The 16807-nt window shown below is 68.6% G+C and carries 15 protein-coding genes; 7 read left to right on the forward strand and 8 right to left on the reverse strand.

The window, feature by feature from the left end:
- Positions 1 to 165 precede the first annotated feature (165 nt).
- The 6 genes from AC1ZQA_RS13155 (at position 166) to AC1ZQA_RS13180 (ending at position 8468) form a co-directional block, all read left to right on the forward strand.
- Positions 166 to 1392, forward strand: coding sequence for a cation:proton antiporter (locus AC1ZQA_RS13155; RefSeq protein WP_482677310.1), 1227 nt, complete (start codon positions 166 to 168; stop codon positions 1390 to 1392).
- Positions 1389 to 2510, forward strand: coding sequence for a YbdK family carboxylate-amine ligase (locus AC1ZQA_RS13160; protein WP_482677311.1), 1122 nt, complete (start codon positions 1389 to 1391; stop codon positions 2508 to 2510). The genes AC1ZQA_RS13155 and AC1ZQA_RS13160 overlap by 4 nt, the downstream gene beginning before the upstream one ends.
- Positions 2507 to 3523 carry a glycosyltransferase family 2 protein gene (locus AC1ZQA_RS13165; protein ID WP_482677312.1) on the forward strand — a complete coding sequence of 339 codons (1017 nt, stop codon included), beginning with the start codon at positions 2507 to 2509 and terminating at the stop codon, positions 3521 to 3523. Before AC1ZQA_RS13160 ends, AC1ZQA_RS13165 begins: the two co-directional genes overlap by 4 nt.
- A 3-nt stretch (positions 3524 to 3526) precedes the next feature.
- The gene (locus tag AC1ZQA_RS13170) at positions 3527 to 4621 is read left to right on the forward strand and encodes a glycosyltransferase family 4 protein (protein ID WP_482677313.1); all 1095 of its coding nucleotides are present in this window, start codon (positions 3527 to 3529) and stop codon (positions 4619 to 4621) included.
- 236 nt (positions 4622 to 4857) lie between these two features.
- The gene (locus AC1ZQA_RS13175; protein ID WP_482677314.1) at positions 4858 to 6138 is read left to right on the forward strand and encodes a multifunctional CCA addition/repair protein; all 1281 of its coding nucleotides are present in this window, start codon (positions 4858 to 4860) and stop codon (positions 6136 to 6138) included.
- A complete protein-coding gene (locus AC1ZQA_RS13180) occupies positions 6138 to 8468 on the forward strand; it encodes a thioredoxin domain-containing protein (protein WP_482677315.1) in 2331 nt (776 codons plus the stop codon). The genes AC1ZQA_RS13175 and AC1ZQA_RS13180 overlap by 1 nt, the downstream gene beginning before the upstream one ends.
- 39 nt (positions 8469 to 8507) lie before the next feature.
- On the opposite strand, the gene AC1ZQA_RS13185 is transcribed toward AC1ZQA_RS13180, so the two are convergent.
- A complete protein-coding gene (locus AC1ZQA_RS13185) occupies positions 8508 to 8966 on the reverse strand; it encodes a LapA family protein (protein WP_482677316.1) in 459 nt (152 codons plus the stop codon).
- A 104-nt stretch (positions 8967 to 9070) separates the two neighbouring features.
- Between AC1ZQA_RS13185 and AC1ZQA_RS13190 the strand changes: the two genes are divergently transcribed.
- Complete coding sequence (locus AC1ZQA_RS13190; RefSeq protein WP_482677317.1) at positions 9071 to 10102, forward strand: isocitrate/isopropylmalate dehydrogenase family protein; 1032 nt, start codon at positions 9071 to 9073, stop codon at positions 10100 to 10102.
- A 7-nt stretch (positions 10103 to 10109) separates the two neighbouring features.
- On the opposite strand, the gene AC1ZQA_RS13195 is transcribed toward AC1ZQA_RS13190, so the two are convergent.
- Genes AC1ZQA_RS13195 through AC1ZQA_RS13225 form a run of 7 tightly spaced genes read right to left on the reverse strand, consistent with a single transcriptional unit; the run spans position 10110 to position 16789 of the window.
- Positions 10110 to 10871, reverse strand: a complete 762-nt coding sequence (locus tag AC1ZQA_RS13195; RefSeq protein ID WP_482677318.1) for an SDR family NAD(P)-dependent oxidoreductase — start codon at positions 10869 to 10871, stop codon at positions 10110 to 10112.
- Positions 10868 to 11446, reverse strand: a complete 579-nt coding sequence (locus AC1ZQA_RS13200) for a DUF3833 domain-containing protein (protein WP_482677319.1) — start codon at positions 11444 to 11446, stop codon at positions 10868 to 10870. The genes AC1ZQA_RS13195 and AC1ZQA_RS13200 overlap by 4 nt, the downstream gene beginning before the upstream one ends.
- Positions 11447 to 11466: 20 nt before the next feature.
- Complete coding sequence (locus AC1ZQA_RS13205) at positions 11467 to 12810, reverse strand: MFS transporter (RefSeq protein WP_482677320.1); 1344 nt, start codon at positions 12808 to 12810, stop codon at positions 11467 to 11469.
- Positions 12807 to 13418 (reverse strand): chalcone isomerase family protein, encoded by a 612-nt coding sequence (locus AC1ZQA_RS13210; protein ID WP_482677321.1) that lies wholly within the window; start codon positions 13416 to 13418, stop codon positions 12807 to 12809. Before AC1ZQA_RS13210 ends, AC1ZQA_RS13205 begins: the two co-directional genes overlap by 4 nt.
- Entirely contained in the window at positions 13402 to 14673 is a 1272-nt protein-coding gene (locus tag AC1ZQA_RS13215) for a class I SAM-dependent methyltransferase (protein ID WP_482677322.1), read from the reverse strand. The genes AC1ZQA_RS13210 and AC1ZQA_RS13215 overlap by 17 nt, the downstream gene beginning before the upstream one ends.
- A complete protein-coding gene (locus AC1ZQA_RS13220; protein ID WP_482679333.1) occupies positions 14670 to 15464 on the reverse strand; it encodes a DUF1365 domain-containing protein in 795 nt (264 codons plus the stop codon). Before AC1ZQA_RS13220 ends, AC1ZQA_RS13215 begins: the two co-directional genes overlap by 4 nt.
- A gap of 20 nt (positions 15465 to 15484) precedes the next feature.
- A complete protein-coding gene (locus AC1ZQA_RS13225) occupies positions 15485 to 16789 on the reverse strand; it encodes an NAD(P)/FAD-dependent oxidoreductase (RefSeq protein WP_482677323.1) in 1305 nt (434 codons plus the stop codon).
- Between the last annotated feature and the right edge of the window lie 18 nt (positions 16790 to 16807).

Consider the following 16807-nt stretch of genomic DNA (forward strand, 5'->3'; position numbering starts at 1 on the left):
GGCATTTTAGGAGCCTGCGCCGACCGGCACGCCTTGATTCCGAAAGAACCGATCAATTGCTTCTTACTGTCGGTAATTTCTGGTTATTCCATCCATTCGGCTGGCAACATCTCGCTCTGCTATGGTGGAGTGCAACACCGTTTCAACATCCGGAGACCCCGCACGATGATCAGCAGCACCCTGCCCGCATGGCCCTTGCACCCCGACGGCGTGTTCTGGGTGGGCGCGGCGCTGGTGCTGGCCACGCTCACGGGCGAGTCGGTGTTTCGCTTTCTGCGCTGGCCACGGCTGGTGGGCTATGCCGCAGCCGGCATGATTCTGGCTGCCGGAGGCGCCGGGCTCAATGTGTACGACCTGCAGAACAGCGCCCGCGCGATTGTGGACACGGCGCTGGCCGTGCTGCTGTTCGAGATCGGCCACCGGGTGAACCTGCGCTGGCTGCGCGCCAACCCGGCTCTGCTGGGCATGAGCCTGCTCGAATCGGCGCTGGGATTTGGCGCGGTGTGGATCACGCTGGCCTTGCTGGGCTTCACGGCGCTGCAGTCGGCCATCGTGTCGGGCGTGCTCATGGTCACGTCGCCCGCCGTGGTGCTGCGCATCGGCAGCGAGTTTCGCGCCAACGGGCAAGTCACCGAGCGCCTGTTGCTGCTCTCGGCCCTGAACACGTTTTATGCGCTGCTGGTCTGCAGTCTGCTCATGGGCATGATGGACGCGGATGGGCCGCAGGGCGCAGCCGCCTCGGCGCTGCATCTGCTTTACCTGCTCGGCGGCTCGGTGCTGGCTGCGGCGCTGCTGGCCTGGGCGGTGAACTGGGTGGAGCGGCATTTCGACTTCCGCAACGAGGGCGGCGCGCTGATGCTCGTCGGCCTGATCGTGCTCACTCTCTCGCTCACTCGCATGCTGGGCTGGTCTGCGCTGCTCACCCCGCTGCTGGCCGGCGCGCTGCTGCGCTGGCGCAGCCCGCGTCCGCGGCTGTGGCCGCAGCACTTCGGCACCGCCGGCGGGGTGCTGCTGGTGCTGATGTTCCTGATCCTCGGGCTGAGCCTGGACACCCGCATCCTGCTGGCCGGCGGGCTGGCGGCAGCGCTGGTGGTCGTGGTGCGGCTGCTGGCCAAGCTGGCCGGGGTGCTCGCGTTCGGGCGGGCGAGCGGGGCGAGCTGGCGGCAGTCGGTCGCGCTGGGGCTGGCGCTCAGCCCGGCTGCCGGGGTGAACTTTGCGCTGGCGCTGGGCTTTCTCGGCACACCGGCAGGCGCTGCGCTGCACCCGGTATTTGCCGTGGTGTTCAGCGCGATTGCGTTTTTGGAGCTGCTCGCGCCGCTGCTCGCGCGCTGGGCGCTCGGGTACAGCGGCGACATCGCCGCGGTCAAGCGCAAAGCTGGAGGCAGGGCATGAGCCTGGGGCCGTTCAAAACCTCGGCGGCGCTGAGCATCGGCATCGAGCTGGAACTGCAGATCGTGGGCCGTCACAACTACGACCTCATGCCCTGCGCGCCCGACCTGCTGCGCCTGCTCCAGGGCCGCAAGCTGCCGGGGCTGGTCACGCCCGAAATGACCGAGAGCATGATCGAGCTGTCCACCGGCATCTGCACCGGCTATGACGACGCGCTGGCACAGCTCACCGACATCCAGGGCGCGCTGGTGGAGGCCGCAGACAAGCTCGACGTCGGCCTGGCCGGTGGCGGCACCCACCCGTTTCAACACTGGGCGCAGCAGCGCATTTTCGACAAGCCGCGCTTTTTGCAACTGTCCGAGCTGTACGGCTACCTGAGCAAACAGTTCACCGTGTTCGGCCAGCATGTGCACCTGGGCTGCCCCGACGCCGACACCGCCCTCTACACCCTGCACTGCATGTCGCGCTTCATTCCGCATTTCATCGCGCTGTCGGCCTCGTCGCCGTATGTGCAGGGCGAGGACACCGGCTTTCACTCCGCGCGGCTCAATTCGGTGTTCGCGTTTCCGCTGTCGGGCCGCGCGCCGTTCACCCTCACCTGGGACGCATTCACGCGCTATTTCGACAAAATGACCGCCACCGGCGTGGTCAAGAGCATGAAGGATTTTTACTGGGACATCCGCCCCAAGCCCGAATACGGCACCATCGAGGTGCGGGTGATGGACACCCCGCTGACCATCGCCAAGGCCGCACGCATCGCCGCGTACATCCAGACCCTGGGCGCGTACATCCAGCGTGAGCGGCCGTTCCAGCCGCAGGAAGACGACTATCTGGTCTACACCTTCAACCGCTTCCAGGCCTGCCGCTTCGGCTTCGACGGCACGTTCGTCGACCCCGCGACGCGCGAGCACCGCACCCTGCGCGAAGACCTCATCCGCACCCTGGTCAAGCTCGAACACCACGCGGTGGACTGCAAGGCGGACGTTGCGTTGCGCGAACTGCTCGCCGATGTGAGCGCGCGCGGCAACGACGCCGAGTGGATCCGCGCGGTGTTTGCGCGCGAGCACCACCTTCCCGAGGTGGTGCGGCAGCAGGCGCAGCGGTGGATGACGACCGCATGAGCCAGCCCGATCGCCCGCTGGTCAGCCTGCTGCTGGCCTGCTACCGTCAGGAGCGCTTCATCGCCGAGGCAGTGCAGGCGGCGCTGGCGCAAGCCTATTCGCCGCTTGAAATCATCATTTCCGACGACGCCTCGCCCGATGCGACCTTCGCGCTGGCGCAGCAGGCGGTGCAGGGCTATGCCGGGCCGCACCGCGTCATGCTCCGGCGCAATCCGCGCAATCTGGGAATCAGCGCGCATTTTTCGCTGCTGGCCGAGCTCGCCCAGGGCGAGCTGCTGGTCGTTGCCGCCGGTGACGACGTGTCCGAACCGCAGCGCTGCGAGCGGCTGGTGGCGCATTGGCTGGGCTGCAATCGCCGCCCCGACCTGATCGCCAGCGACCTGGTCGACATCGACATCGCGGGTCGGGTGCAACAACGGCTGGCGCACACCCGGCTGGACGACTGGACACTCGGGCGCTGGCTGCAGCAGCGCCCCTGGCTGGTCGGCGCCTCGCACGCCTGGAGCAAACGGCTGTTTGCCGCATTCGGCCCGATGCGCGCAGGCGCCCACGCCGAGGATCAGATCATGCTGCTGCGCGCCCTGCTGCTGGGCGGCGCGACCACCGTGCCCGAGCCGCTGGTGCGCTGGCGGCGCGGAGGGCTATCGGCCAAGCGCCGCGCGCCCGATCTTGCCACGCTGCGGCTGCAGATGGCCCAGGGCAATCGCGCCTCTCTCGCCGCTATCGAGCAGCATCTGGCCGATGCGCAACAAGCAGGGCGGGGAGAAGAGATCGCCGCGGCGCTGGCCGCCCCCCTGGCGCGCGCACGGTTTACCGCAGCCATGCTCGAGCCAAGCCCACGCGGCAGCACATGGCGCCGGTTTCTCCAGGCTACTGGGGTGCCCCTGGACTATCGTCTGCGCCTGCTGGGCTACACCACGCTGCCCTGGTTGATCGATCCGTTGCTCCGCACCAAGGCGCGGCTGCGCATCGCCCGGCATGGCGATGCCGCAGGGCGTCCGCTGCAGGACTGAGAGATGAGCGTACCGCTTGCAACTCCGGCCTTGCGCCTGGCGATCACCGCACAGGCGCTGACCCACGGTGGCGGCGCCGAACGCTATGCACGCGATGTCGTCGCCGGGCTGCTCGCTCTGGGCCTGCGTCCGCTGGTCATCGCCCGCAAGATCGACACCGAGCTGCCGCAGGCCCAGGCTGCGCAGTGCGTGGCCTTGCGGCTGCGTGGCGTGCCACGTCTCTTGCGCAGCGCAGCGTTCGACTGGGCCGCAGCACGGGTGTTGCGGCGTGAGGGGGCGAACTGCGTGTTCGCAATCAATCACTCCCGCCATGCCCTTGTTGCGATCTGCGGAGGTACGCATCCCGGTTTTCTTCAGGCCATGGGACGGCGCGCCGGCTGGGCCGACCGCAGCCAGATCGCAATCGAGCAGCGCACCTATGCGCATGCGCGTTACATCGTCGCGCACTCACTGCGCATGCGCGACGAGCTGCTGCAGTTCTACGACCTGCCAAAGGAAAAGATCCATGTGCTCTATCCGCCCGTGGACACCAACCGCTTCCACCCACTGCCCGCGCAGGAGCGGCTGCAGGCGCGGCAGCGCCTGGGTTTTCCACCCGATCGTCCGGTGTTCCTCCTGGCCTCGACCGGTCATGTGCGCAAGGGTCTGCCCGAACTCGCCGCGCTGTTCGCGCAGAACGACCGCCTCGGATTGCTCGCCGTGGCGGGCCGCCCGCTGCCGTACCCGATGCGCAACGTACTCCAACTTGGGTATCGCGCCGATATCGAGACGGTCTACGCCGCGGCCGACTTCACCGTGGTCGCGTCGCGCTACGAGCCATTCGGCCTGGTCGCAGTGGAATCGGTGCTGTGCGGCACGCCGGTGGTGATTGCCGACGTCGTGGGCAGCGGCGAGGTCATCGCGCAGGACGCCAAGATCGCCTATGCCGCCTCCGACCCGCAGGGGCTCGCCATGGCACTTCAAAGCGCGGCACAACGCGCGGGACAACCCGGCGCGCGCATCGATTGTCCGATGGCGTTGCTGCACTATCAACCGGACATCGCCGCGCATGTATCGGCACTGATGGCATTGTTTCAGACCGTATTCGACGGCGCGTGAAACTGCATGTGGTGCACCAATAGCGTCAACAGGCCCTAACCCATCTTGCTCCAGCAGCTCGCCCTGCTTGCACAGTCCGATCAGACGTCCCTGCTCGAGCGCAGTGGTGGCGTCGTCGAGGATAAGCAGCGGGGCGTTTCGATACAGCGCATGGGCGATGGACAGCCACGCCCCCATGATGGCCTCATGACCTGACTCCGCGCAGGCCGCATCGCGCGGCTTTTACACTGGCCCGCATGTCTACATCTTTCCTGCCTCTCCCCGGTCGGGCCTACATCGTTGGCGGTGCGGTGCGCGATGCGCTGCTCGGGCGGCTGGCTGGCGACCGCGACTGGGTGGTGGTCGGGGCCACGCCGCAAGACATGGTCGATGCCGGGTTCGTCCCGGTCGGGCGCGATTTTCCGGTGTTCCTGCACCCGCAGACGCACGAGGAATACGCGCTGGCGCGCACCGAGCGCAAGACCGCGCCGGGCTATCACGGCTTTGCGGTGCATGCCGCTCCCGATGTCACGCTGGAAGACGATTTGCTGCGCCGCGATCTGACCATCAACGCGATGGCGCAGGCCCAAGACGGCACGCTGATCGACCCCTACGGCGGCCAGCGCGATCTGCAGGCGCGGGTGTTGCGGCATGTATCGCCGGCGTTTGCCGAAGACCCGGTGCGCATCCTGCGGCTGGCGCGGTTTGCCGCGCGGTTTGCCGACTTTTCCGTCGCCGCCGATACGCTGGAACTGATGCGCCGCATGGTGCAGGCCGGCGAGGTGGACGCGCTGGTTCCCGAGCGGGTCTGGCAGGAACTGGCGCGCGGGCTGATGGAAGATCACCCGCAGCGCATGTTCGCGGTGCTGCGCGACTGCGGCGCGCTGGCGCGGCTGCTGCCCGAGCTCGACCGGCTGTGGGGTGTGCCGCAACGCGCCGACTATCACCCCGAGGTCGATACCGGGGTGCATGTGATGCTGGTGTTGCAGGCCGCCGTCGCTCTGGGCGCGCCGCTGCAAGTGCGTTGGGCCTGTTTGACGCACGATCTGGGAAAGGGCACCACGCCGCGTGAGTTGCTGCCACGGCATCTGGGGCACGAGCAGCGCAGCGTCGCGCTGGCCGCGGCGGTGGCGCGGCGGCTGCGCGTGCCGGGCGACTGCGCCGAGCTGGCCGCTGTGGTCGCCGCCGAGCACGGCAACATCCACAAAGCCGCGAGCCTGGGGCCCGAGGCGACGCTGCGGCTGCTGCAGCGCTGCGACGCGCTGCGCCGCTCCGAGCGGTTTGCGCAGGTGTTGCAGGCCTGCGAGGCCGATCACCGCGGGCGTGGCGGCGACTTTGCGCAGCAGCCCTATCCGCAGCGCGCGCGGCTGCTCGCGGCGCTGCACGCGGCGCGCAGCGTCGATGCCGGGGCGATCGCGCAGCAGATTGCGCAAGCCGGCGGCAAGTCGGCGGCGATCGCGCAGGCGGTGCAGGCGGCGCGGGTGCAGGCGATCGCGCGCGTGCTCGCCCAAACACTCGCGCCGGCGGAGCAAGGCTGATGCGCGCTTTGCTGCGGCTCGCCCTCCTGCTCGTGTTCGTGGCCGCTTGGCTCGCGGCGCCTGCGGTTGCGGCCAACCGCCTGGCCGCGTCGCACGATCCGTATTTGCGCGAACATGCCGACGACCCGGTGGACTGGTACCCGTGGGGGCCGGAGGCGCTGGACAAGGCGCGGCGCGAGAACAAGCCGATTTTTCTGTCGATCGGCTATTTTTCCTGCTACTGGTGCCATGTGGCGCAGCGCGCGCTCTACCGCAATCCGCAGATCGCCGCGCTGATGAACCGCTGGTTCGTCAACGTGCTGGTCGACCGCGAGCAGCGCCCGGACATCGACCACATCTACATGCTCGCGCGGCAGCTGATGACCCGCGACAGCGGCTGGCCGAACAACGTCTTCCTCACTCCCGAACTGCAACCGTTCTACATCGGCAGCTACTTCCCGCCGAAAGACACGCCGCAGCAGGTCGGCTTTCCCACGCTGCTGGCCACGCTGCACCGCAACTGGACGCAGCATCCGGCCACGGTCAAACGCATCGCCGGGAACATCGCGCGGGCGATGCAGGCCGCCGCGGTCGCTGGCAATGCCGCGGCGCCGATCGGCGTCGCAGGCTGGGCGGATGCTGCGCAGGCCGAAGCGCTGCAGCGCTTCGACGCGCTCGACGGCGGCTTTGCATCGGCCACCAGCGCGGCGCGCTTTCCGCAGCCGCCACTGCTGGCGTGGCTGCTGGCGCGCGGCGCGGCGGGGCATGCGAAAGCCGCGCACGCGGCGGTGTTCACGCTGCAGGCGATGGCGCAGGGCGGGCTGATGGATCAGCTCGGCGGCGGGTTTCGCCGCTACACCGTCGACCCCGACTGGTCGCTGCCGCATTTCGAGATGATGCTCGCAGACAACGCGCAGCTGCTCGCGGTCTACTCCCGCGCGTACGCGCAGACCGGGCAGCCCGATCTGCGCTGGGCCGCGCAGCGCACCGCGGACTTTCTGCTGCGCGCGCTGCATCTGCCGCAGGGAGCGTTCGCCAATGCGATTTCCGCCGAGACCGGCGGGGTCGAGGGCGCGACCGATCTGTGGACCCGCGCGCAGATCGACGCCGTGCTCGGCAAACGGCAGGCCGATGCCTGGTTTTCGCTGTACACGCTGACCCCGCTGCACCCTGGGGACGCCGCCGGGGTGCTGCGCCAGCAGCGTGATGTCGCCGAGGCGCTGCTGCGCGACGGGAAGCTCACGGCGCGGCTGCAGCAGCTCGCGCCGCTGCGTCGCGCGCTGCTGGCCGCGCGCCAGCGCCGCCCGCAACCCCGGCGCGACGACAAAATCGTCACCGCAGACAACGCGCTGGCCATCCGCGCGCTGGCGCAGGCCGGAAGCACCCTCGGCGATTCCGCGCTGACCGCCGCCGCGGTGCGCGCTGCCGACTGGCTGTGGCAGCACGCCTGGAACCCGCAGCAGCGGCTGCTGGTGCACCAGTGGGCTGGCGCGCGCGCGGGCAATCCCGGCTTTGTCGACGACTATGCCGAATTCGCCCGCGCCTGCCTTGCGCTCGCCGCAGTGCTACACGATCCGCTCTGGAACGCGCGTGCTCGCACCCTGACCGAGGCGATGCTCGCCCGCTTTGCCGCGCCGGACGGCAGCCTGCGCTCCACGCCCGCGGCGGATGCCCTGCCGTTTCCCACTCCACTGCAGGGCGATGTGCACCGGCCTGCCGGGCAGAGCGCGGCGATCGCGGTGCTGGTGGCGCTGGCGCAGCAGACCGGCGAGCCGCATTGGGCCGAGGCAGCGCGGCGCGCGCTGCAGCCGATCGCGCTGCAGGTCGCAGCCCGCCCGCTCGACTGGCCCGATCTACTGCAAACCCTGGACAGCGCCGCAGGACGGACGGTGTTCACGGTTGCGGCGAAGGCGGACGACGCGCGGCCCGCAGACTGCGCCGGGCTGCCGCAGGGCGCGTGTTCCGCCGACCAGGTGCAGACGCAGTTGCAGCGCGCCGGCTCGGACTGGGTGCTTCAACTGCGCATCGCGCCCGGGTTTCACATCAACGCCAACCCCGCGTCGATGCCCCATCTGATCGCCACCACCGTGCTGCTCGACGGCAGGCCGCTGCCGGGGGTGCGCTATCCGCCGCCCCAGACCTTCCGCCCGGCGTTCGCGCCGCAGGGCATCGCGGTGTGGGAGGGGCAGGTGCGGCTCGCGCTGCCCGCGCTCACTCCCGCGCAGCAGGGCACGCTGGCGCTGCGGCTGCAGGCGTGCAATGCCACCACCTGCCTGGCGCCGAGTGTGATGCGGGTTGGGCCGGGCGCGTCCTCCCCACCCCAGTCCTCCCCACATGTGGGGAGGGAGTGAGGTGCACCTCGCCCTCTCGTAGGAGAAGCCAGGAGGAGATCAGCCCTGCAGCCGCGGCACGCCTGCGCGCTGCAGCCGGTCGTCGATCTCGCCCAGCGCGGCGTGCAGGCCGTTGGCGTTGGCTTCGATGGCGCTGCGCAGTTCGCGGTCGAGCTGATCGATTCTGGCCAGCAGCCGCTCCATGTCGGCGCTGTGCAGCTGCCGCAGTTCATCGAAGCGCGAGGCCTCGGCCGTGTCGGCCAGTTCGCGCTGCGCCTTGAGTTCCTTGGCCACGCGGCGCGATTCGCTCATCATCGCGGCCTGGAGCACCACGACATAGATCAGGAACACTGCGGCCAGCAGCACGATCAGCCCCAGCATGATCAACCCCAGCGGCGCCTTCACCGCAGTGAAGCCCAGGGTCAGATCGGTGGATGCCATCAGCACGCCCCAGTTCAGCACGGAAAAGATGCCAATCAGCACCAGAACGACGATCACCAACCCGCTTCGGACATTCATCTCGGCTCCCTCGTTGTTGCATGTGTTCGGTACAGTGTAGGCAATGATGCACTGCGGCATGCGCTTTGCTTGTCTCTGGGCATCCCACAACCGGAGTCCTTCCCATGAGCCAAAGCATTCCCGCCACCCTGATTGCCGGAGACGGCATCGGCCCCGAGATCATGGACGCCACGCTGGCGGCACTCGAGGCGCTGGACGCGCCCTTCGAGTGGGATGCGCAGGTGGCGGGTCTGGGCGGGGTGAAGGCTGCGGGCGATCCGCTGCCGCCCGCCACGCTGGCCAGCATCCGCACCACGCGGCTGGCGCTCAAGGGGCCGCTGGAAACCCCCTCGGGCGGCGGCTACCGCTCCAGCAATGTGCGCCTGCGCGAAGCCTTCCAGCTCTACGCCAACATGCGCCCGACCAAGACCCTGATCCCTGGCGGGCGCTATGACGACATCGACCTGCTGGTGTTCCGCGAAAACGTCGAGGGCCTGTACATGGGCTATGAGCACTACATCCCGATCGACGGCGACCCGCACGCGGTGGCCATTGCCACTGGAGTCAACACCCGGCAGGGCGCGCGCAACATCCTGGACTACACCTTCCGCACCGCGATCGCGCTGGGGCGCAAGAAAGTGACCGTGGTGCACAAGGCCAACATCATGAAGGCGCTGACCGGCATCTTCCTCGAGACCGCCTACATGCTGCACAAGGAGAAGTACGCGGGGAGAATCGCGCTCGACGACGTGATCGTCGATGCCTGCTGCATGAAGCTGGTGATCAACCCCTGGCAGTTCGACACCCTGGTGACCACCAATCTGTTCGGCGACATTCTGTCGGATCTGGCCGCCGGGCTGGTGGGCGGGCTGGGCATGGCACCGGGCGCCAACATCGGTGAGGACGCTGCGATTTTCGAGGCGGTGCACGGCTCGGCGCCCGACATCGCCGGCAAGGGCATTGCCAACCCCACGGCACTGATGCTCGCCGCCGCGCTGATGCTCGACCATGTCACCCTGCACGACAAGGCGCAGCGCCTGCGCCAGGCCATCCACGACACCCTGAACATCGACCACATCCGTACCGGTGATCTGGGCGGCACCGCCAGCACCAAGGTCTTCACCGATGCGGTGGTGCGGCGCATCCGGGGCGGCTGAGCGCGATTCACAGCCCGGTGAAGCGGCTGATCAGCGAGAAGTAAAGCCCGCGTGGCAGCAGGCGCAGCAGCTTGAGCCACAGCGTGAAGCGGCGCGGGAAGTGGATGTCGAAGCGGCCGGCCTCCAGCCCCTTGATGAGGGCGCTGGCGGCCTGCTCGGGGGAGATGAGCGCGGGCATCGCAAAGGTGTTCTGCGCAGTGAGCGGGGTTTCGACAAAGCCGGGATTGATCACGTGCACGCCGATGCCCAGCGGGTGCAGGTCGAGGTAGAGGGTTTCCGCCAGATTGATCAGCGCCGCCTTGGTCGGGCCATAGGCCAGTGCCTGCGGCAGGCCGCCGAAGCCCGCCACGCTGCTGACCAGCGCGATGTGCCCGGCGCGCTGCGCGGTGAGCACCGGCAGCACGGCGGCCAGGGCGTGCAGCGCGCCGCGGTAGTTCACATCGTCGTGCTGCAGGGCGCTGGCCAGGTCGAAGGCGGTGGCGCGCATCGGGCGGTAGGTTCCTGCGCAATACAGCAGCAGGTCGAGGCCGCCCCAGTCGCGCATCAGGCGCTTCATGGCGGCTTGCACTGCGGGGGCATCGGTCACGTCCAGCGGCAGCGCGAGCGCGCCGTCAATGGATTGCAGACCCTGTGCGTTGCGCGCCGACACCGCCACCTGCGCACCCTGCCGCAGCAGAGCTTGCGCAGTGGCACGGCCGATGCCGGTGGACGCGCCGATCACCCAGACGCGGTGTGCATTCCAGCCGTCGATGCGCGGGTTCAGGCTCACGGCTTGTTGAACGAGAGGAACACGCTGCCGACCTTGAAGCCGAACTTGGTGATGACCGAGTGGTTGAGCAGCACATGGTCATCCATCAGGTACATCCAGTCGTCGAGCTGCACGTTGTAGACCGTGCCATCCACCGGCAGCGCCAGGGTGTAATGCCAGTTCAGCGCATTGCCCGCGGCGCGGCCAATGGCCTCGCCCACCACATCGCCCGCAGTACCGACATAGCGCTTCTCGCCATCCTTTTCCGGCAGCTCGCGAATGGTCCAGATGCGTTCCTGCTTGGCGCCATCGTTGTAGATGAAATGCTCGTCGAGCGTGCCCACATCGCCCTTCCAGGACGCGTCGATGGTCACGTGGAACCGCCGGGTCATCTTGCCCGAGCGGTCGAACACAATGCCCACCGCCGTGATGCGACCGTTGAAATACTGCTTGAGATCGAGCGTGGGCGTCTGGCCCCGGTAGGCCAGTGGCGTGATGCTGGCGCAGCCCGACAACAGGCTCACGCCGAGGACGGCGGCCAGCAGCCACCAGCGGCGCAGTTGCAGCCAGGAAGAGAACGCGGATTTGGACAGCATGAGAAATCTCCGTTGACGGTTCAGGGATGGAGCGCAGCGCCGGTCTGGGCCGGCGTGCCGCGAACGAAATGGCGCCAAAGCAGGGCCGCCGAAACCAGCTTGAGCGCCGAGGGCAGCAGGCAATACGCCACCACCAGCGGCGGCAGCACTCCGGTCTCCAGCGTGCCGGGGCGGTAGCCGAACAGCGCCAGCAGCGGCAGCGCCAGGCCTGCAGCCAGTGCGAGATTGAGCTTGGTGGCAAAGTTCCACAGGCCGAAGTAACTTCCTTCGAGCTGATCGCCATGCCCCGCGGCGCGAATCACCCCAGCCAGCAGTGCCGGGGGCATGACCAGATCGGGCCCGAGTGCCGCCCCCGACAGCACCACCACCAGCGCATAGCCACAGCGATCGCCCGGCTGAAGCAGCGCCGCCCAGACAAAGGCCGCCACCGCCAGCCCCATGCCCAGCAGCCAGCAGCGTGCCGCACCCCAGCGCCGCACGCCACGCAGCCACAATGGCACCAGCAGACCCGCAGCGGCAAAGTAGGCGAACAGATAGGCGCCCGACAGGTCTGCGGCGTCCAGCCGGTCGCGGATGAAGAACAGCACCAGCGTGGCCGGTATGGCCGCGGCGATGCCGCTGGTGACGAACACGGCCAGCAGCGCAACAAAGCGCGGGTTGTGCAGCGGCACGAACAGGGTGCGCCAGTGCAGCGCGGCGTGCAGCGCATGATGGGGAGACGGCGCAGGCGCGCGCCAGACCAGCGTCAAGCCGACGACCAGGGCGACGGCGAACACGCCCACCAGCAGGGGCGCGCCGCCAAGTTGCGGCACGATGGCCGCGAGCAGCACGCCCGCCAGCCCCAACCCCTCGCGCCACGCCACGGTGCGCGCAAGCTGCGCTTCGTTCGCGCCCAGCGTGGCGCCCCAGGCCTGATGGAGGATGGACGCCGCGCTGAACCCAAGATAGGTGAGCAGCAGCGCCGCGGTGAACAATGCCGTGAACCACCCGGATTGCGCACTGAACGGCAGCAGCGCAGGCAGGGCGAACAGCGCGGCGAACCCCAGGAACATCAGCGCGCAGGCCGCCAGCATGGCGGGCTTGGTCAGCCCGCGCAGCAACAGCCGATCGGCCAGCCGACCCAGCAGCGGATCGAACAGCGCGTCTGCAAACCGCGTGAGCAGCAGCACCATGCCCAGATACGCCAGCGGAACGCCATAGCGCGTGGCGTAATGTTCGGGCAGATAGACATACAGCGGCAGCGCGACGAAGGCGAAGGCCAGACTGGGCGCACCGTAACGCAGCAAGGCCAGCGCGTGCAGCGGCTGCGCGGCTGCGCGGTGCTGGGAGGCCGTGGCTGGCAGGGCAACCGAGGTGGCGTTCATGGCAGGCTGGCTTTGGTGCCGGCGTTTGCGAGCAGATCGTCGCGCAGCCCCGGCGCAGGGGTTTGCGGTGACAGCCAGATGGAGAAGAACGCGCGTGCGAAGGCCGCACCGGGCACGGCGCCGCGCAGCGTGCCATTGAAGTAGAAGCGCGTCTGCGCGGTCTGCGCGCCGGATGCCGGGGTGAACACGCCGGTCAGGGTGTTGCCGTCCTGCACATCGGGAAAGAGTTGCTGCATGGCCTGCAGCCAGGCGGCGCGCTGCTGCGGGCTGCCTTCGCCGAGCTTGCGCATTTCCTCCTCGGACCGCGCCGCGATGTCGGCACCCTTGAGGCTGCGCGCGTAGCGCAGTTGCAGTGCGAACGGCGCGGTGCCGAGCGAGGGTCCCAGCCCCTGCGACCCGACCCACAGCGTGGCGGTATAGACCAGGAAGCCGAAGTAACGGAACTCGCCCCGCCCCGAGAGCCGGGCATCCGGCAGCAGTGCCGCGATACTGGCCGGAACCTCGGGCGCTTGCTGCGCCACGGCGTGCAGGGGCAAGGCCGTGGCGGCCACGGCCAGCAGCAGATTGCGGCGCGACACCCGCAGGGCGGATTCAGCGGGCTGCGGCATGGCGCAGGGTGAACTGCAGCACATTGGTGGAGCCCTGGCTGAACCCGGCCTCGCAGTAGGCGAGATAGAAGGTCCACAGCCGCACGAAACGCTCGTCGAAGCCCTGCGCCCGCACGGCGTCGAGCTGGGCGGTGAAGCGCTCGCGCCACAGCGCCAGGGTGCGGGCGTAGTCGGGGCCAAAGGCGAATTCCTCGATCACTTCCAGCCCGGCAGCCTCGGCCTGGGCGATGAAGGCGCTGCGCGACGGCAGCATGCCGCCGGGGAAGATGTAGCGCTGGATGAAGTCGGTGCCGCGCCGGTAGTCGTCGAACAGCGCATCGGCGATGGTGATGGTCTGGATGCAGGCGCGTGCGCCCGGCTTGAGATGCCGCGCCACCGTGCGGAAGAAACTCGGCCAATACGCCTCGCCCACGGCCTCGAACATTTCGATGGACGCGATGCCGTCATAGCCGCCTTTCGGCGCGATGCGGTCGAGATCGCGGTAGTCGCACAGTTCCAGCCGGGCTGGGACAGCCGCACCGGCAAGTCGCGTGCGGGCGTAGTCGAGCTGTTCGGTGGACAGGGTGACGCCGTCCATGCGCAGGCCGCGCTGCGCACCGGCCTCGGCCAACCCCCCCCATCCGCAGCCGATTTCCAGCACGTGCGCTCCGGCTTTGACGCCAATCTGCTCGAGCACACGCGCGTATTTGGCGCCCTGCGCCTGCTCCAGGGTCTGCGCGGCGTCGCCGCTGAACAGCGCGCTGGAGTAGGTCATGCTCGGGTCGAGCCAGAGCTGGTAGAACGGGTTGCCGATGTCGTAATGCGCGTGAATGTTCTCGCGGCTGCCCGCCCGGCTGTTGCGGCGCAACAGGTGGCGCAGGCGGTCGCCCAGGGTGCCCAGCACACTGCCGTGCAGCGCGCGGGCGATGACCTCGCGATTGGCCACCAGCAGCTTGAGCAGCGTGGGCAGATCGGGCGTATCCCAGGCGCGGCGCATCCAGGCCTCGGCAAAGGCGATGTCGCCGCGCTTGAGCACCTCGCCCATCACCGCCCAGCTGTGCAGCATGACCTGCGCATGCGGGCCGTTGTCGTCGGTGCCGAAGTGCCGCCAGACACCGTCCGGGCCGTGAAAGTCGAGACGGCCGATCTGCAGACGTTCCAGCAGGCGCAGCACGCCGCGCGCTGCCAGTGGCGGCTTGCGACGCTTGCTGGCCAACCCCGGAGGATGTGCCGGGTCGAGGGAGAGCGGAGACAGGGTGCGGTCGCTGGCGTTCATGATCGGCTTGCGAATTGGTCGGGAGGAAGGGGCTTGGAATGAAACGGCACGCGCTTGCGCCAGAGCTTGAAGGCCTGCCAGTGAATCCGCGCCATGACGCCGAAGCTGTGCATCGGATGGCGCAGCAGGGCCAGCCGGGCGCGCGCGGCGGTGAGCGGCTGCAGCACGCCGCTGATGCTGGTTTCGATCAGCGGGCCGTTGGCGTCGTCGTGGTCGATGCGCAGAATCAGACGGTCCTGTGCCTTTCCCGCGCTGCGCAGAAAGCGGAAGCGGTAGCCGCCCTCCACGGTGCAGAACGGCGAGACATGGAATGCCTTGGTGGCGCGGTACTGCGCGCCCCATTGCAGGCTGCGCTCGCCCGGTTGCGGCGTGAGGATGTAGCAGTGGCGTTCGCCGAAGGTGTTGTTGACCTCGGCCACGGCGCAGCGCAGGCTGCCGTCGGCGCGCTCGCACAGCCACAGACTCACCGGCTTGAACACATAGCCCCAGATGCGCGGGAAGGTCTGCAGCCAGATCTCTCCGTCGGCGTCATGGATGCCCTCTGCAGCCAGCAGCCCTTGCAGCCAGCGCAGGCTGTTGCTGCCGCCCTCGCCGTGGTCAGAATCGAAAAAGCTCATCGCGCCGAACCGGTTGCGCGCAATGGGCAACAACTCGGGACTGCGCTCCAGGCTGCGCATGGGCAGCAGCAGGAACATGGCGCGGTAGCTGAACGCATGTTCGGTGGGCCGCAGACGCCGGTGCCGTACCGGCCCGCTGCCGATCAGCGGGTGATGCAGCACAGCGGCGGGCATCGCAGACATGCCACCCTCCCTCATGCAGCGATGGCGGCGCGGGCCGTCAGGGCGTCCACCCCGCTCAGCAGCACCTTCGCGGCGGCGTAGCCCGATTTCAGGCCGTCCTCATGAAAGCCGTAGCCACACCAGGCGCCGCAGAAATAGCTGCGCTGCTTGCCCTGCAGCTCGGGCACGCGTTGCTGCGCGGCAATGGCGGCCTGGTCGAAAATGGGATGGGCGTAGTGGATGTCGCGCAGCACGGTATGCGGCGCGGGCTCCCGCAAGGGGTTGAGCGACACCACGATGGGCTTTTGCGTGGGTAGCGGCTGCAACTTGTTGAGCAGGTAGTGCAGGCAGACGGTGCCCGGCTGCGCGCCGTCGGCAGGCGCGCTTTCGTAGTTCCAGGCCGCCCAGGCCTTGCGCGCCCGCGGCAGCAGCCCGGTGTCGGTGTGCAGCAGCGCGCGGTTGGGCTGGTAGTGAATGGCGCCGAGCACGGCGCGTTCGGCGGCGCTGGGGGTGTCGAGCAGGGCCAGGGCCTGGTCGCTGTGACAGGCAAAGATCACCTGGTTGAACCAGATGGCGCCGTCTGGCGTGTGGAGTTCCACGCCGCTGTCATGCCGCACCACGCGCCGCACCGGAGTGCGCAGGCGGGCATCGGGAAAGTGAGCCAGGATTTTCTGCACGTACTGCCGCGCCCCGCCGCGCACGGTGAACCACTGCGGGCGGTTGTTGACTTGCAGCAGGCCGTGATTGTCGCAGAAGCGCACCAGCGTGGCGATTGGAAAGTCGAGCATCTGCCCCGGCGGGCACGACCAGATGCAGGCGGTCATGGGCAACAGATACCAGTGCAGAAAGGCGTCCGAGTAGCCTTCGCGCCGCAGGTAGTCGCCCACGGTCTGGTCTGGGTTGAGAGCGGCGTCGGGCAGGCGGGCCAGCGCGGTGGCTGCGCGGTTGAACCGCAGGATGTCGCGCAGCATGCGCCAGAAGGCCCGCTTGCCCAGGTTGCGCCGCTGGGCGAACACGCTGTCGAGGTTGGACCCGCTCCACTCCAGCGTGCCGCCACCCGCCTGCGGCACCTGCACCGAGAACGACATGTCGGAGGGTGCCAACGGCACGTCGAGCTCGGCAAACAGCGCCTGCAGCCGGGGATAGGTGCGCTCGTTGAGCACCAGAAAACCGGTGTCGACCGCAAACTGCGGCTCGCCCGGCAGATCGACGTCCACGGTATTGGTGTGGCCACCGAAGTGCTCACCCGCCTCGAACAGCGTGACCTGGGCGTGACGGCGCAGGGCCCAGGCTGCTCCGAGACCGGAAATTCCCGTACCGATGATGGCAACGCGCATGGTTGTCTCTCCTCTTGT

The organism is Thiomonas sp. DCM-2 (genome assembly GCF_056820905.1).